The following is an 18,039-nucleotide window of genomic DNA, read 5'->3' as shown; positions in this document are numbered from 1 at the left end:
TTCAATTTTTAATAGTAAGTGTTGCTTTCTTCACGTTCTGACTATCATGACCAATCATAATCTCGAAATCGCCTGGCTCTACGACCTGCTTCAGAGCATGGTCGTAATACTCCAGCTGCTTGCGACCGATTTCAAACTCTACGGTCTTCTGTTCGCCCGCCTTGAGCGAAATCTTCTGGAAGCCCTTCAGCTCCATCACAGGGCGCGAGCAGGTGGCATACACATCTTTAATATATAACTGCACCACTTCCTTTCCGTCGCGCTGCCCCGTGTTCTTCACCGTCACCGAGGCTTTCACAGTGCCGTCAGCCATGCTCTCATTGCTGGAGAGCGTCACGTCACTATACTCGAACGTGGTGTAACTCAATCCGTGACCAAAGGGGAAGAGCGGGCCGTGCAAACAGTCCTGATAGTTGCTCTTGAAGCGCTGATAAGGTTTACCGTCCTCGTGGGGGCGACCCGTGTTCTTGTGATTATAGTAGATGGGACACTGACCCACGTTGCGAGGCCACGAGGTGGTGAGACGAGCCGATGGATTCACGTCGCCAAAGAGCACGTCGGCAGCGGCACGACCAGCCTGATCGCCCAGGTTCCACGTGCAGAGAATGGCGTCGCAGAGGGGTTCTGCATCGGTGAGTGCCAATGGACGACCTGTACTCAATAGCAGCACCACGGGTTTGCCCGTAGCCTTGAGCGCCTTCAGTAGTTCTATCTGCGTGCGTCCGAGGGTGATGTCAGAGCGAGAGGTTCCCTCACCGTTCATATTGTTCAGTTCGCCGAGTGCAGCCACTACGACATCGCTACGGCGAGCCAACGCTACGGCCTCCGCCATGAGTTGTGCCTGCTGTCGGGTGTGTACGGGCTTTATCTTCTGACCGGGCTTATAGGCACCCAGATACTGATTCACAAGATCTTGTTCGCGCTGCCCGTCTTCGAGCAACCAGCAACCCTCGGCGTAGCTCACCGAGCCGCCCTCGCCAGCCACAGCCTCTTGCATGCCCTGCAGGAACGTCACGCAACTGTCGGCATAGCTCGAGAACGCCCAGCAACCCTGCATCTCCTTGCCCGACGTGGCGATATAGCCAACGAGCGCAATCTTCGCACTCTTCTTGAGTGGCAGCACGTCGCCCTCGTTCTTCAGCAGCACCTGGCACTCCTGCGCTATTTCACGACTCATCTGCTGAGCCTCCTTCGTGCGGATGTCTGCCTTATAGCGATCCATATTCAGATAGCGGTAGGGATCCTGGAAGAGGCCGAGCTTATACTTCGCTTCGAGGATGCGGCGACAAGCCACGTCGATGTCCTTCTCCTTCACCTTGCCGTCCTTAACCAGCTTCTCCAGATTGTCCATATAGGCCTGACCGTTCAAGTCCATATCCACACCTGCCTGCAGGGCACGAGCCGACACATCCTCGATGGTGCCCATTCCGTGCTTCACGCACTCGTTGATGCCCTCATAGTCGGAGGTCACAAATCCGTTGAATCCCCAGGTATCGCGCAGCAGTTCGGTCATGAAATAGTGGTTCACGTGACATGGGATGCCCTCGAAATCATTGAATGAGGCCATAAACGACCCTGCACCTTCGAAGGCACACTCACGATAAGGCGGCAGGAACCCGTTGAGTGCCTCCTGACGACTCATGTTCACGATGTTATAGTCGCGACCGCCCTCGGCAGCGCCATAGAGCGCATAGTGCTTCACGCAGGCCATCACGGTGGTGGAGTCGCTCAGGTCATCGCCCTGGTATCCTCGCACCATCGCCCGTCCCATCTCTCCACTCAGATAGGGATCCTCGCCGAAGCACTCGGCAATGCGTCCCCAACGGGCATCGCGACAGATATCCACCATCGGTGAATACACCCAATTGATGCCTGAGGCCGATGCCTCAATGGCAGCAATGCGCGTACCTCGCTCCACGAGTTCTGGGTTCCACGAAGTGGAGAGTCCCAGGGGGATGGGTTGCACGGTTTGAAGACCATGAATCACATCATAGCCGAACATCAGGGGAATGCCCAGACGACTCTTCTCTACGGCCAGCTTCTGAGCAGCCAACAGATCCTCGGCCACGAACGAGCCGTACATAGCACCCAGCTTTCCGTCGATGATGAGCTGTTCGCGACTATCGTTATCGTCAGAGCTGTCGCCCGACACGAACGAGGGTACCGCAAGCAGATTCAGCTGACCAACTTTCTCCGTCAGCGTCATCCGCGACATCAGATCGCCGATGAACGCGTCCATCTTTCCGTCGCCCGAAGCCGACTTGTTTCCACAACTTGCCAAGAGGCATGCACCAAGGGCGAGCATCAATAGTTTCTTTGTTTTCATATCTTGCTTGTTTTTTTGTTATTCTGCGAAATAAACGGTGCGGAGTTTCATCTCCTGCTTATCGCCTGTCAACTCGATGTCGGCAGTGAGGCGGATATCCTGCGAAGAGGCAGCCACCTTCAGTTGATAACGGCCAGGAGCAATGTTCCAATGTCCGTTCTCGTAATAGCCGAACTGCTGGGGCGAGATGAGGAAGCTGACTGTCTGCTGTTCGCCCGCCCTCAGGTTCACCCGCTTAAAACCCTGCAGCTGGATGGGCTTCAAAGCGGGGGATTGCCTGTGCTCTTTAGATTGCAAATCCCCCGCAACTTCTACTGGCGAGAGATAGAGCTGCACCACTTCTGCCCCCTCACACTCGCCCACGTTCTTCAGGTCGAAGCTCAGGTGGATGGCACGGGCATCGGTAGCCACCTTCGTGTCAGCCTTCAGATTGCCGTATTCAAAAGATGTATAGCTGAGACCATAACCGAAGGGCCACTGGATGCGCCCGTCCTGCTCTGTCTGATAGTTATAGCAGATATTCTCATTGATCTCCTCGCGAGGATAGCTCACGGAGAGTTTGCCCGACGGCGAGATGTTGCCATAGAGAATATCGGCCAGCGCATTGCCGCCTTCCTCGCCTGGATACCACGCCTGAATAATGGCGGCCAGGCGGTCGGCAATCTTCGAGATGACCTGTGCTCTGCCGCCGAACATCACCAGCACCACGGGCCGTCCAGTAGCGATGAGTTCTTCTACATACTGCTCCTGACTGCCTGGCAGACGCAGATGCTTGCGGTCGCGATTCTCTCCACAGAGCATTGGGTTCTCGCCCATCGCAGCGATGATGATGTCGCTCTCCTTGGCCATCTCCAGTGCCTTCTGGCGATTGATTTCTTCTTTTCCGTCAATCTTGCGGCCCAATTGCCACTGCTGATACTGTCGGGCACGCTCGTCGCCACCTTCGGCGATGACCGTTTCCACCTCTTCTGTCCAGTCGCAGCCGCGCTCATAGTTCAACTCGAATCCTTCGGGCAGGCGGTTCTTCAGCCCGTCATAGAGGTTCACTATGCGGGGATGCTGGTCGTCAGCCTCCTGATGGCGCCAGAAGTACGACATCGCCTGATAGGTGTAGTCGCCCAGCATGGCATACATCGATTGGGCATTAGGACCAGTGAGAAATATTTTCTGGCCCTTCTTCAGTGGAAGTGCACCATTGTTCTCGAGCATTACGACCGATTGCGTCGCCATCTCGTATGCTGTTTGCCGTTCTTCAGGCGAATCGAATTCTATGTGTCCCTCGGCATAGAGCTTCGGATGCTCATCCAGCAGACCTGTACGGGCCTTCAGCGAGAGCACGCGCTTTACAGCTGTCTCGAAGTTCTCTTGACTGACGAGTCCGCTGTCGATAGCCTGTTGCAAGTAGGCATAGTTGTAGCCGGCCTGAAACTCCACGTCGTTGCCGGCATTCAGAGCCGCAGCAGCCCTGCCGACGGGCGTATCGATGTCGGGCAGTTGGTTCACCGAACCGTAATCGCTTACCATAATGCCGTCGAAACCTATGTATGTACGCAGGATGTCCTGCATCAGTTCCTGGTTGGCTACAGCGTTAGTGCCGTGAAACTGATGATAGCCCGTCATCACCACCTTACTGCCAGCCACGCGGATCATTGCCTCGTGGGGTAATAGGATTTCCTCCATCAGCTCCTTCTCGCCGCTCTCCGAACCGCCTCCATATCCCAGGAAATGCTTGCTGCAAGCGGCTACACCATCATGCAAACCTTCTGACTGGAGTCCACGAACGAAGCCTACCCCCATCGCAGCCGACAGGTAACCGTCCTCGCCATACGACTCCTCCAGACGGTTGAAGTGTGGATTGCGACAAACATCGACCATCGGCGAGAGGGCCAGTTGTCCGCCAATCTTCCTCAGCTGTGCTGCCGTCTGACGTGTCTTCACCTCGGCCAGTTCCGGGTTGAACGAACCGGCCAGTCCTATCTGCTGCGGATAGATGGTGGCACCCTTCGTGGCAATGCCTGTCAGCACCTCCTCATGGCAGAGGGCAGGAATCTTGTTGGGCGTATTCCCGATGAGCCATTCCTGCGCTTGTGCTATCATATCGCGCACCTCGTCGGCCGACTTGTTCTCCTGACTGGCATATTGACAGAAGTGACCCACACCATTGGGAATCAACTGGCGACATTTCAAGGTGTCCAGCCTTCCGTCCGTAAACAGGTCGGCTACGTTCATGCCGTGCAACTGAGCTATGCGCTCCGGCTGACTCATCTTCTCGTAGAGCGCATCCACCCGCCGGGCGACATCCTCTGTCACCAGCGGCTGCTCATTTGCCTGGAATTTAAACTCTCCTTTCTGCCCACCGATGCCACATCCAGCCAGCATGGTGCTCATCACTGCTATCATGATTTTCTGCTTCATATCTTCTGTTTTTAATTTCCGACTGCAAAGTTACTACATTTTATATGCGTCATGCGCACGGGTAATATAGATAGGTAAAAGTCATATAAACGCTAATCGTTGAATATCAGAGTTTTGAGAACATCTTGCCATGCGCAAAAGTAGATAATTAAGCCATAGCGAGTAATGGGACATTCGCCTCTATTTGAACCTTTTCAACTTTCCCTTCAGGTCGGCGAACATCAGGCGGGTGTCGAGGTGGGTATAGACACGGATGAGACGGCCTTGGGGATTGTCCTGATAGCGACCATCTGGGAGAATGGTGGGAGCAGGACGGAGAACGTATTGCGAGGAAGAGGGGTCTGGATGGAAACCGGTTTGGAGGGCGGTAAGCAGAACCAATGGACTGTCGCCCATGATATATACCTCGCCCATAGCTGACCAGAGGCTGGCCGAGAGCTGGTCGGCAAGATACTGGCCGATACGACCGCAGGGACGGATATCGGTCTCCACCTCGTCGAGCGACATAATACACTGGCGATAGGCATCGCGAGGCACCTGCCAAAGGGGAATCTGGGAGCGGTTGAACACCAACTCAACCGACTTCATCGACAACTGATGGTTAAACTCCAACAAGTCGGTATCGGGCGCAGGCAACTTCATCCCGTCGTATTCGCGTCCGCCAATCCACACAACCGTTATGCGCTTCTCAATCTCCGGCTCCATCAGCCAGGCAGAGGCCACATCGGTAAGCGAGGCTCCACAGACGACGTAGAGCGGCACATCGGTATCGGTGCGCATGGCCTCGCGGATGATGAGACGTGCTCCCTCAGAGGGTTGTGGCTCATTGAACGCGGTCAGCTGATTCTCGGCTCCTGCCACAACGGGAACATCGATGCCCATCAGCTTGACAACTTCACGAGCTTTGGCCACGGCTCTGGGCGTGCTGTTCATGACGGCAGGATCGTCCTCGTTGCTGCCTGGCCAGGCAGTCAGGTGGGAGCCTATGATGCCGCGAATATCGACTGAAGGGCACATCAGGTGGTGAGCCAGTTGGAAGAGGCCATCCACATCGCCACTGAAGTCGTTGTCGATGATGATGCGCATACGCTTGGCCGGCTCGTAGCTACCGTACGGCTGCGCCTGCAGCTGAAGACAGATGCAGAGCAATAGGAGGGACATTATCTTGAACTTTTTCATTTCATTCGTACTTTGATGAAAAAAGGGAAGCCCGCAGAGCTGGAATGGGACGATTCTCCACGGGCTTCCAAAACTAACTACTAACTATATAACTAACTATTGTTTTACAGGTATCCTGAAACTATTCAGCGGGAACGAAGGCCCAGAACATGCACTGTGCCCAGTCGGTGAGCGGTGTGCCCTCGATGCAGGGTGCGCCGATGACGAGTCGCTCTGCCGTACACTCCACGACGAAGTAATCCGTAGGCATATAGGTGGGCTGCTGCGTGTTGGAATCATAGCAGATACCGGCAACTGTGGGGATGGTGGAGTGAATCCAACCGAGTTCCCAGCCGTGATCATCGGGGAAGTCGTAGGTGAACGTGCCCTCACGACCCGTAGGAGCGATGCTGATGTTGCCCTGCACATCGAGGGTCATCGAGCCAGCTTCTTCGCCCGTCAATCCGAAGGCAGGAGTGAAGTAACCTAGATAGCCGGTGAAGTCGTACTGACCAGCCTCTTGATAGAATCCGAGCCAGTAGGCGTTTTCCTTAGCCAGATGCCAGGTCTTCGTGCCGTGCTCGCCAATGAGGTTGAGCACCACCTGCGGCAAGTCGAAGTCCTTAATGACTACGGTGCCGAGAGCTACCGTCTGCTGACTGCCGTCGGCCAGCGTGACGGTGATACTGAGGGGATAAGAACCAGCGCTGGGCAACTTGATCTCGCCGATGTTCGTGGCCAACGTGCGGTTGCCGCATGTCCAGTCAGAGAGCACGGGGTTGGGATTGCAGACGCTCACCACGTTGCCCTCTACCGTCCAGGTGATGAGCGAAGGATCGAACGTGGTGCTGAACGCTGTAGGAGCACCCTCCTGACCGATGCACAGACGCTGGGCAATGGCCTGAGGAATGGTGGAGATGATGTCCACATCGACCGAGAAAGTCTTCTCTACCGTCTTGCCAGCTTCGGCCACAAGACCGCTAAAAGTGACGGCGTGGGTGCCGATGGTGTTGACGAGCAGGGTGTCGCAGGCACGTGTGGAGACACGGTCTCCAACGGTCCATTTAGAGAGAATGGGCGAATGGTTCTCAACGACGATGACATTGCCCTTCTGTCCGTTCACCTCTACGGGTTTGACGGTGAGATTGAGCTCTGAGGCATCCATCACGCTCGAATCCATTGAGAAATCGTCGGTAAGGGGGGCGCAAGCCGTCAACAGGCTTACGGCTGCTATTGCGATATACTTTAAAGTTTTCATAATGTTCAATATTCAATGTTCAATGAATCAATCGTAATTCCAAACTGTCCAAAGGCTTTCGGCAGTGCCCCAACCATCGTTCTGATGGAGTACACCGTCGGAGAGCTGAATCTGAGCCACAGGGATGGGCCAGAAACCTTGTGTCTGCTGATAACGGCTGACGTACTTGCCGTCGCGGATGGTGTGCTCGGTGCCGAGATTCAGCACGGTGGCTCCATTCTGCTTGGCCAGCTCCTGCTCGGCGATGTGCCAGCGACGGATGTCGGCCCAACGCGTGCCCTCGAAGGCCAGCTCGTGGCGACGCTCACGCTGCAAATTCTCCAGCGAATAGGTGACAGGCGAGAGGCCCACACGGGCACGCACCTGGTTCATGTACTGGGCATCGCCCGTCAGCTCGCTCTGCATCAGCAGCACGTCGGCAAAGCGGATGACCATATAGTCCTCGAAGAGGGCGCCCCACTGCGGAGTGACCCAACCCGATCCGTCGTACTCCGGCTCGGCTGCCCAAAAGAGGGCATCGGCCCATGAGCCACGCAGGGCGTAAGCATCGTTGCTGAGGATGGGCATACACTTCTTGTTCCAGAGGCCTGTCTCGTCGTACATGCCCGTCACCTGACCATCCTCGTAGATAGACATATCAAACTCATCCACATCGCGGGCGATAGAGGCCGTGCGGCGCAGGTCATTAGGTTCGCTCTGTTCCCACTCTTCCCAGAGGCACTTGGTGACGGTGCCGAAGGCATTACCCATACCGAAGGGGAACGAGGCGTTGGTGCCGCCCTTGTTTTTGAAGCCGAAGAAGGTTCGGTAGAGATTGGCATAGCCTTTCTGATTGGCGTAGGTGTAACCGGAGAAGTTGCAGAACTTCACGGCGAACACCTCCTCCTGGTTGCCGTTGCCTGCCCAGAGCAGGGGTTGTCCGTCAACGCCCATCACGCCGGCCGTGTACTTATAGTCATTGACGGTATGGCGGTTGGTGTAGCTCCAGAGGTTGCGGAAATCGCCTACGAGCGCGTGACCAGAGTTCTGGATGCAGTCGCTGAGCAATGAAACCACCTGATCCTTAGTGATGACCTGTCCGTCGGCATTAGGCATTGAGTCCTTCTGATAGAAGCCCGTGTAAAAGAGCCACACACGAGCCAGCAGGGCCTCAGCGGCCCACTTCGTGGCATGACCCGACTCCACATACTCGTTGTATTTCTTCGGTGACATCAGCTCGATAGCCTTCAGTAGGTCGGCACCCATCTGGCCGTAGAGTTCCTCCTCTGTGGCTTGGGGCGAATTGCTGTCCTGCGAGGTGGAGAGAATCAGGGGCACGCGACCGAACATCTCTGTCAGTTCGTGATACTGGAAAGCGCGCATGAAATAGGCCTCGCCCAGCAGCTGGTTGACTTTCTCCTGATCGCTCACCTGGTCGACCATCTTCGTCAGACCCTCGATGGCGAGGTTGGCGGCGGCCACGCCCTTATAGTGGATTTCCCAGCAGAAGTCGTACTCCGTGTCGGAGCTGACCTGCAGGTGGTCATACGACTGGCCGAGCGCTCCGTAGCAGTCGTCGCTGGCAATAATAGAGCTCAGAAGATACGACGACTCGGGCTTGGAGGCAGCGTGGTTCAGATTGGCGTACATCGAGGTGACGAGCATCTCAGCGTCGTCAAACGAGGCGGGGAAGTTCTGCGTGTTCGACGAGGTGTAGCTCTCGGTGTCGAGGGCATCCTCGCAACTTGTGAATGCAAAGGTTGCAAGAGCAACTGCAAGATATATAAATTTTTTCATACGGCTTTCTTAGAATTTGAGATTTATACCTACGAGGAACGTACGGGCGGCGGGATAGGAGCCGGTGTCGATGCCGGTCACCCACGAGTTGGTGTTGCCCTTCACGTCATTGCCACCGAATCCGATTTCAGGATCCATACCCTTGTAGCCGGTAATCGTGAAGAGGTTCTGGGCAGTCACGTAGAGACGGGCCTGCTGGATGGGCATCTGGGGGAAGAGCTTCTTGAAGTCGTAACCCAGTGTGATGTTCTGCATGCGCAGGTAGTCGCCATCCTCTATATCGATGTCGCTGATGTCGGAAGCGAGAGAGGAACCGTCGCGCAGGGCGGGTTGGCGGTTCGAGGTGCCCTCACCGTGCCAGCGGTCGAAGGCGGCAGTGGTGTTGTTGTTCTTGTTGAACGAATAGACAATCTGCTGACCCGTAGCGGCCGTTGCCGTCAGCGAGAGGTCGAAGCCCTTATAGCTGGCGTTGGCGCTGAAGCCGAAGCGGCAGTCAGGGTGCGGGTTGCCAATCATCGTTTTGTCCTGGATGTTGATGGCGCCATCGTGGTCGCGATCCACGTAGATGAGGTCGCCCGGCTGAGGATTGGCCTGCGCTACACCATTGCCGGCAGCTATCCAGTCGTTGATCTGCTGCTGGTTCTGGAACACGCCTGCCGTCTCATAGCCCCAGAAGTAACCGATTGGGAAGCCCTCCTCGGCGCGATAGAACTCTGAGGTGCCCAGGGTGAACACGCCCGTATCACCGTGGATAATCTTCTCAGTGTTGGCGATGCGCGTCACCTTGTTCTTGTTGTACGAGAAGTTCAGGTTCACACCGTAGCTGAACTCCTTGCCGATGCGGTCGTTCCACGAGAGGCCCACCTCGAAGCCCGAGTTGCGCACGTCGCCACCGTTGATGTAGGGAGCGCCTGCACCTGCCGTAGCCAGGATTGGAGCCTGAACGAGCCAGTCCTTGGTGTACTTCACGTACCAGTCTGCATTCAGACGCAGACGGTTCGAGAGCATCACGGCATCGATACCCAGGTCAAACTGCTCTGACTTCTCCCAAGAGACATCCTCGTTGGCCAGCGTCTGCACGTAGGCACCCACCGATTTCGTGCCCGACGAGGGCAGCAGCGTAGGTCCAAAGGCGTAAGCGTGGCTCAGGTCGAAGGCCACAGGCGACACGTACTGGAAGTTCTGTATCGACTGGTTTCCGTTCTTACCCCACGAGAAGCGAACCTTCAGGAAGTCGAGCCACGAGCGAGTCTTCTCCATGAATTTCTCCTCGGTGATGGTCCATCCGGCAGAGGCCGATGGGAAGTAACCCCAGCGATGGCCGCGGGCGAAGTTCGACGAGCCGTCGGCGCGGATGATAAACGTGGCCATATACTTCTCTTGCCAGCTGTAGTTCACACGTCCGAAGAACGAGGCGATGGCCCACTCGTCGAAAGGAGCGCCGCTGATGTCCGTGCCGTTCAGCGCGTTGGCGGTGTTGCTGATGTAGGCATGATTCATGTCGGGCTTCATCGTGGGCAGCTGCTGGCCGTTGGTGGCGCTGTTGTACACTGCGAGTGTTTCGCCAGGACCGGTCGTCTCGTACGACTGACCTACGAGGACATCGAAGTGGTGGTTCTTATAGTCGGGGAACACGTAGCTGATGGTGTTCTCGATAGCGATATCGTGACCGTTCGACGACTCCTGGTACACCTGAAAGGCGTTGCTCTGATAGGTCGAAGAGGCAGCGTAGGGGCTGGTCAGCGAGCGGTAGGTGTAGTTCGTCTGGCGATAGCTGTACTGGCTGCGATACTTCAGACCCTCGATGGGCTGGAACTCCAGATAGGCCGTTGCCGAGAGACCGTAGGTACGCGTCTTGTTCTGTCCGTGGGCGTTCTTCATAATCATCACGGGATTGCCCTGGTCGTCCTTGTAGGCCCAACCTGTCTGCTGCTTGTCAGCGAGGCCGAAGAGTTCGCCATCGGCATTGTGCAACGGCAGTAGCGGGGTGGTCAGGATGGCCGAACGGATGTCGTTGTAGTCGTTCATCATCTGGGCAATCGTGTTGCGCGTACTATAATAGAAGGTCAGGTTCTCTCCCACCTTCAGAATGTCGAACTTCTTGCCCTTCCATAGCACGTGGTCGCTGTTCAGACGGGCCGTGTAGCGGGTGTAGTTGGGTGTCACGGGCTTGCCGATGATACCGTCCTGCGAGGTGTAGCTGAAACCTGCAGAGAACTTGCTGATGTCCGAACCGCCGGCCAGATTGATGGCGTGGTTGGTCGATACGGCATTCTTGTTGCGCATCTCGTCCACCCAGTTGGTGCCCGTCCAACCCTGCTGCAGCTTCTGCCAGGTGTAGGTGCCCAGCTGTGCCTGCCAGTTGTAGGCAGGGGCATTATTATTGAAGAGGCGCTCATTCTCCAGGGCGATGGCCTGCTGGGCGGTCAGTGTATTAGGCATCTTATAGACGTTCGACCAACCCACGTAGCCGTCGTAAGAGACCTGCATCTTGCCGATCTTTCCCTGTTTGGTGGTCACGAGGATCACACCGTTGGCAGCACGCGAACCGTAGATGGCGGCAGAGGCAGCATCCTTCAGTACGTCTATCGACTCGATGTCGGCAGGGTTCAGCGAATTGATGTCACCTCCGGCCACACCATCGATCACGTACAGAGGCTCTGAGTTACCCACCGTGCCCAAGCCGCGGATGTTCACCTTGAAGCCCTCGCCCGGCTGACCGTTCGAGGCGGTAATGTTCACGCCCGGCGTCTGACTCTGCAAGGCTCCCAGTGCACTCGTGGTGTTCATCTTGGCCACGTCGTCGCCCTTCACCTGCACGGTAGCACCCGTGACGAGTTTCTTCTTCTGCACACCGTAACCGACAACGACCACTTCCTCGAGCACCTCGTTGTCTTCCTTTAGGGTCACACTAAACTGCGTCTTGTTGCCAACCTCTACTACTTCGGTCTTATAACCTATGTAAGAGATTTCGAGCTGGGCACCAGGCTTCACCGTCAGCGCAAAGTTACCGTCAAAGTCGGTCACCACGCCGTTTCCCGTTCCCTTCTCAATAACACTGGCACCGATAATCGGGCCCATAGCATCCTCGACGGTTCCCTTCACCTTGATGCCCTGCTGCTGTTGCAGTGCAGCCAACGTCTCAGCTCCGGCTTCAGCGGCCTGCGCCGTCTGAATGCCGCCGCCGATGATGGTCAGCAGTCCTGCTAGTAGAAATAATCTGGGTTTCTTCATATTAAAATCTTTTTTTGAATTGGTTTGAAAATTCTGCTGCAAAGCTACGACATAATTATATATGATGTGCGCACGGGTAACAGAAGGAGGTAAATACAAAAAATCGCAAGACTGCTGAATATCAGCGCCTTGCGATTTACCATTGTAACCTTTCGGTAGATTTCTGAGAAATATGGAGTAGCCTTGTTTGATGGGTTATTTCTCCTTTAGGCAGATGTGTCCAGAGCCTAAATCTTCTCGTTTCGATCATACTCTGGGTCGGTGAAGGCGATGAGGTCGTCGTGCATCATCCATCCGAGGATGAGCATCAGTTCGTTGGCCTTGATGCCGCTGGTCATCACGAGAAGACCGAAAGTGACGGGATGGGCGGCGAGTATGGTCTTTACTTTCTCCACGCCCTTCTGAATTCTTTCTCTGTAGATTTCCATTATGCTGTTGGGGTTATTGGGTTATGCTATTTTCTATGCTGTATTTCATGCCGTCGGTGCCGAAAAAGTTTTTACGGCTTGGGGAACACCATTGCCGGAGAGGTCGCCGCCAGTGAAATCCGGGATGTTCTCGTGGGTGAAACGACCCGTGACAGTGCAATCCCTGATGGCGGTTTGGGTGCCACCCAACGGGCATATATCGTGTCTGGAACTGAAGGAATGTTCAAATTAAATCGCACATTGCTATTCTCTGCATGCAGAGATACTGCTGAGAGCAATCCGGCTATGACTAACGTAACTATCTTACTCATTGATATAATGTTTGATGGAAAGTTCGTTGATAGGTTCTGCCGGATTGAGCACATCGTGACACAGGGTGACGTTCTCCTTCGCAAGACAATAGGTGGCACGGGCACGAGTGTCCTGCACGTTGGCAGCAAAGCGGAGCTGATAGGTGCCGGCATCGGCTACCCAGGCGTGACGACTGGTGACATAGGAGGCCAGGTCGTAGTTGCTGACGCGCATCGTGAGCGTCTCACTTTCACCGGGTTTAAGTTCGCGGGTCTTAGCAAAGGCTTTCAGTTCAGTGATGGGTTTCTCCACTGCACCACTAGGAGCACTGACGTAGAGCTGCACAGCCTCCTTGCCACTCACGCTGCCTGTGTTCCTTACCGTGATGCTGGCCTCGAAACCTCCTTTCACCGAGCGTACGCGCGGCTTGGAATACTCAAACGTGGTGTAGCTCAGGCCGAAGCCGAAGGGATAGCTGACCGGGCGTTTAGCCGTCTCATAATAGCGATATCCCACGTAGATGCCCTCTTCGTAGCGGGTGTAATCAACGTCCTTTTTCTCGGTCTTAGGTGCACCCCAAGGCTGTGGAATGTTGGTATAAAGCGGGAAGTTGCGAGAGGCAGGATTGTCGCTGTAGGTACAAGGGAAGGTGGTAGCCAGTTTACCTGAAGGACAGATGCGACCGCAAAGTATGTCGGCCACCGAGTTTCCGCCCTCCTGTCCTGGTTGCCAGGCCATCAGGATTGCATCAGGCAGACAACGCCACGACTCCGTTTCGATTACATTGCCTACGTTTAGAACGACGATGACGGGCTTGCCCTCATTGTGATAAGCCTCGCACACATCGTTGAGCATCTGACGCTCGACTTCGGTAAGCAGATAGTCACCTTCCAACTGTCGATCTTTGTCCTCACCAGCCACACGACCGATACAGACTATTGCCACATCATCCTGTTTCGACATGCGACGAGCCAGGCCTTTCTTCATTGGCATCTCAGGCATCTTTGGATCGCCCCAAGTGGTGAAAAATCCCAATTCACTTTTCTCGCTCTTATAAATATATCGAGAGTAATCCTGATAGAGTTGTTTAACCTCATCATTGAGCACATAACCAGCATTGGTAAGCCCTTCGACGAGATCTACCACATACGCCTTATTCACATCGCCAGAGCCTGTGCCACCAGCCAAAAAGTCATAACCATTGATACCGTAGAGCGTCACCTTGAGACCTGATTTCAAAGGAAGGGCTGGATCAGATGTGTTGCCGGATGGACGAGATACGGGCTCGTTCTTCAAAAGCACCATACCCTCTGCGGCACTCTGACGAGTGACAGCAGCATGTCCCTTCAAATCGGGGCGGTCGGAATACTTGTAGCCACGATAATGTGGTGTCTTGACGATGTATTCAAGAATGCGACGCACCGAACGATTGAGAACTTCCTCGGGCAACTGGCCACTTTTCACCTTATTAATTACTTCCTCCGTCTGGGCGGGATAGCCAGGCTCCATCAGGTCGTTGCCTGCGAGCAGCTGATCGGCTGTGTTGCGAGGATCAGTCCAATCTGTCATCACCATTCCCTTGAATCCCCATTCGTCACGCAGCACCGTGGTGAGCAGTTCTGGATGAGCTTGGGTAAAGGGGCCGTTCAGACGATTGTAACTCGACATCACCGTCCAGGGATGGGCCTCTTTGACGGCAATCTCGAATCCCTTCAGATAAATCTCGCGAAGAGTCCGCTGCGATGCTCGCACATCGTTGCCCATACGGTTGGTCTCCTGATTGTTGGCGGCATAATGCTTGATGCTTGTACCTACGCCCTGGCTCTGCACGCCACGCACATAGGCAGCCGCGATGCGACCCGTTACCACTGGGTCTTCAGAGAAATACTCGAAATTGCGACCGCAGAGTGCATGACGATGGATGTTCATACCAGGAGCCAGTAGCACATCGCAACCGTACTCACGCACCTCATTGCCGATGCTCTGTGCCACCTGTTCCACGAGCTCGGTATTCCAAGTAGAGGCCAAGCAGATGCCAACGGGGAATCCTGTAGCGAAATAGGTCTGATCAGTACCATCACGATGTGCCTCAATACGTACGCCAGCAGGGCCATCGGTAAGTGCCGTCGCGGGAATGCCCAGTCGTTTGATGGGTTGTGTCTGTCCGGCTACACCCCTCACGAGAGCATCCTTCCAGCCTATCCAGTTCCCCTGGTCATCGTACAACTTGAAATGATGTCCAACCACAAGCGTGGCCTTCTCCTCAAGTGTCATTACCTTCAATATCTCATCGATATTATTCTCGCTAAGTTTCAACTGTGCCGATGCACTTGTTACCGCCATAACGGTCACGATAATAGTCATTAGTAATTGTCTCATATCCTTTATTCTTTATTGTTAATAATTTACAGAAATTTTATTGGATCCTTTTATTCCTTCACAGTGTATGATCCGGCTTCGTAGTCCTTCGTCTCGTTGGAGCCTGGGATGGTGACGGTGGCGGTGGCACCTTCTGGGATGGTGAAGTTCCAGATCCAGGTGTCACCGTCGTAGTGCCACTCGCTCTTGATCTCGCCTGCTGCCGACTGATAGGTGGCATCGATGCTGCCCAAGCGCTTATCGGGCACGGGACGGAGGATGATGTGCTTGAAACCGGGATTCTGGGTGTCGGCATTGATGCCTGCTGCCGTCTCCCAGAGCCACTGACAGACGCAACCGTAGGCGTAGTGGTTGAACGAGTTCATACCTCGCGGACCCATACCGTATTCTATCATATAGCTGTTCCAACGCTCCCAGATGGTGGTGGCGCCGTTATCGACAGAGTAGAGCCACGAGGGATTCTTACGCTGGAAGAGCAGTTCGTAGGCGATGTCGCTCATGCCGTTGTCGGTCAGCGTCTGCATCAGGATCGAGGTGCCGAGGAAGCCTGTCTGCAGGCAATTATCGTGCTGGGCAAAATTCTCACGGAGTCGGGCGATGGTGTTTTCCTTGGCTTCGCCCTCCAGCAGATTATTGCGCAGCACGAAAAGAGCTGGCGTCTGCATCGTGTTAAGTATCGGTGTCTTGAAGGTGCCATTGGCGTCGAGGAACTGCTGGCGCAGATAGTCCTTTGCCCGCTGGGTCATCTCCTTATAGGGCTTGCTGTCGCGACCTGTGGCACGCGCCATATCGGCCATCATCTGGGCATCGATGGCCCAATAGGAGGCTGAGAGAAAGTTCCACAGAACGACGGCCTCAGGCAACAACTTTCCGCCCCACGAGCCTCCCCAAGCGGCTGCACTGAAACTCTCCAAAGGTTCGTAACTCAACCAGTCAGCCCACTGGAAATGACCATTCTCTGCAGCAAGGGCATTGTGGTCGTATCGCGTCTCATCGACGTGCTGTATGAATCGCTCCATCGACTCCCACGACTCTTCGAGGATGCTCACGTCGCCAAACTGCTTCCACACTGTCCAAGGCACGATAATGCCTGCATCGGCCCATCCCACGCGCATCATTTCGTCGCTGTTGGCTCCATACTGGGCAACAGGAGCCACACCGGGATAGCCACCTAATGGACTCTGTGTGTCACGCAGATCGCACAACCATTTGTGGAAGAAGCGGTCGGTATTGGCAAAGAACGTGCCTGTCTCGCTGAACACCTGGGTATCGGCAGTCCAGCCCAGTCGCTCGTTGCGTTGCGGACAGTCGGTAGGCACGCTGAGATAGTTGGAGCGCTGTCCCCAGAGGGTGTTTGAGATAATCTTGTTCACGAGTTCATTACCTGTCACGAGGGTGCCCGTCTCCATCTCTTTGGTGATTGACGAGACGGGAACGGAACAGATGCTCTTGAGCGTGACATCGCCCGTAGCAGAGAGCGAGAGATAGCGATAGCCGAAAAAGGTCTTGCGAGGCATCCACTCTACGGGATTTTCAGAGGCTGCGAAGGTGTAGTGCAGCATCATGCCCTCATTGGGCGTGCGCAGGTTCAATCGGTGGACGCTGCCCTCTGGGCCATCCATACCGCGACGCTGCTGACCGAGGCTGTCGTTCAGCAGTTCGGCAGGAAGACAGGTGAATACTGTGCCCTCAGATGCTTGGAAGTTGAAGCGTGGCAGGGCGGCAGCATTCTGGCCGAAGTCGATGACGAGATGTTCACCCTCGTGAACCACCATCGATTCGCCATCTTGATACTCGCGACTGACGACCACTCGACCGTAGGCAGAATCCGTCCGCTGCTCCACGTCCTTCCAAACGTAGGCCTTCACAGGCTTCAAGGCAATATCCTCGCGCAGACAAATCTCCGCTCCGTCTGATGGCAGGATCTCACCATCAAACTCTTGATTTAATTCAGGAGTAGATAGTTTCTCAGGCGTATCGAAACCCATCGGAATGCGGGCATCGTAGTCCTCTCCATCGAAAATGGCAGCATGAGTGACCGGCCCTGCGATGCCAGCCTTCCATTGTGTCGTATCGGTACCGAGCGTCTGCGTGGTGCCATCGATATATGTCAACTCGAGCACACTGCGGAAGGCGCATTTCTGTCCGTTCATGCCGACCTGTCCTGCTGGCGTGATAATCTTATCTGCCCACCAACCGGGTGTCACCTCGACAGAGAACACATTCTCGTCCTCACGGAGCAACTCTGTAACATCGTAGGTGAACGAGCGGCGGGTCTTCTGCCAATGTGTAAAACCAGGCTTCAGCAAGTCGCTGCCAACGAGACGACCATTCACATAGAGATCATAAACACCGAGTGCCGTCGTCATCCAGCGTGCACTCTTCACCGCCTTCTCAGCCTTCAGCGAGAGCAGGAACCAACTGGCTCCGTCAGCGGCACGACTCCCATCCCTGACGGTGTCAGTCACAACGGGAGCATCCGTCACCGAAATCCATTCACTTTGTGCCCAAATGCTGTCGGCAAGTGCCTCAACGCGCTGGACGCTCTGTTTCTCTGCGGTACTTCCGCATGCCACTACTGCCAATATCGGCAGGACTGACATCATTTGCTTGATTCTCATATCTTTCTTCGTTTTAATCTGGCAGCAAAGTTATGATATTATTATAATACACGTACGCGTGGGTAATAGTGAGAGGTAAATTTATATTCTTAAAATTCCATTGAAAATCAGACGTTTCCAAATTCCATAGGTAGGTGATGGGTAAATGGTCGG

9 protein-coding genes are annotated in these 18,039 nt (G+C 54.9%); all 9 read right to left on the bottom strand.

Annotated features, from left to right (window positions below; genetic code table 11):
- Position 1: 1 nt before the first annotated feature.
- Entirely contained in the window at positions 2 to 2,326 is a 2,325-nt protein-coding gene (gene bglX / locus F7D73_RS08870) for a beta-glucosidase BglX (RefSeq protein ID WP_153123987.1), read from the bottom strand.
- Positions 2,327 to 2,344: 18 nt separating this feature from the next.
- Complete coding sequence (locus tag F7D73_RS08865) at positions 2,345 to 4,741, bottom strand: glycoside hydrolase family 3 N-terminal domain-containing protein (RefSeq protein WP_153123985.1); 2,397 nt, start codon at positions 4,739 to 4,741, stop codon at positions 2,345 to 2,347.
- A 180-nt stretch (positions 4,742 to 4,921) separates the two neighbouring features.
- Complete coding sequence (locus F7D73_RS08860; protein WP_228117695.1) at positions 4,922 to 5,827, bottom strand: nucleoside hydrolase; 906 nt, start codon at positions 5,825 to 5,827, stop codon at positions 4,922 to 4,924.
- Positions 5,828 to 6,041: 214 nt separating this feature from the next.
- Positions 6,042 to 6,614: a hypothetical protein gene (locus F7D73_RS08855; protein WP_153123983.1), complete on the bottom strand. Its 573-nt coding sequence runs from the start codon at positions 6,612 to 6,614 to the stop codon at positions 6,042 to 6,044.
- Between the two features lie 570 nt (positions 6,615 to 7,184).
- Positions 7,185 to 8,933: a RagB/SusD family nutrient uptake outer membrane protein gene (locus F7D73_RS08850; RefSeq protein ID WP_153123981.1), complete on the bottom strand. Its 1,749-nt coding sequence runs from the start codon at positions 8,931 to 8,933 to the stop codon at positions 7,185 to 7,187.
- 9 nt (positions 8,934 to 8,942) lie between these two features.
- Positions 8,943 to 12,167, bottom strand: coding sequence for a SusC/RagA family TonB-linked outer membrane protein (locus F7D73_RS08845; protein ID WP_153123979.1), 3,225 nt, complete (start codon positions 12,165 to 12,167; stop codon positions 8,943 to 8,945).
- Positions 12,168 to 12,394: 227 nt separating this feature from the next.
- Entirely contained in the window at positions 12,395 to 12,595 is a 201-nt protein-coding gene (locus F7D73_RS08840; RefSeq protein ID WP_153123978.1) for a hypothetical protein, read from the bottom strand.
- A 303-nt stretch (positions 12,596 to 12,898) separates the two neighbouring features.
- Positions 12,899 to 15,265, bottom strand: a complete 2,367-nt coding sequence (locus F7D73_RS08835) for a glycoside hydrolase family 3 N-terminal domain-containing protein (RefSeq protein ID WP_153123976.1) — start codon at positions 15,263 to 15,265, stop codon at positions 12,899 to 12,901.
- 50 nt (positions 15,266 to 15,315) lie between these two features.
- The gene (locus F7D73_RS08830; protein WP_228117690.1) at positions 15,316 to 17,886 is read right to left on the bottom strand and encodes a family 78 glycoside hydrolase catalytic domain; all 2,571 of its coding nucleotides are present in this window, start codon (positions 17,884 to 17,886) and stop codon (positions 15,316 to 15,318) included.
- Between the last annotated feature and the right edge of the window lie 153 nt (positions 17,887 to 18,039).

The sequence above is a fragment of the Segatella copri genome, assembly GCF_009494395.1.
Taxonomy (GTDB): Bacteria; Bacteroidota; Bacteroidia; order Bacteroidales; family Bacteroidaceae; genus Prevotella.
Note: the sequence above shows the minus strand (reverse complement) of the source record. Positions and strands in the feature narration are given on the sequence as shown.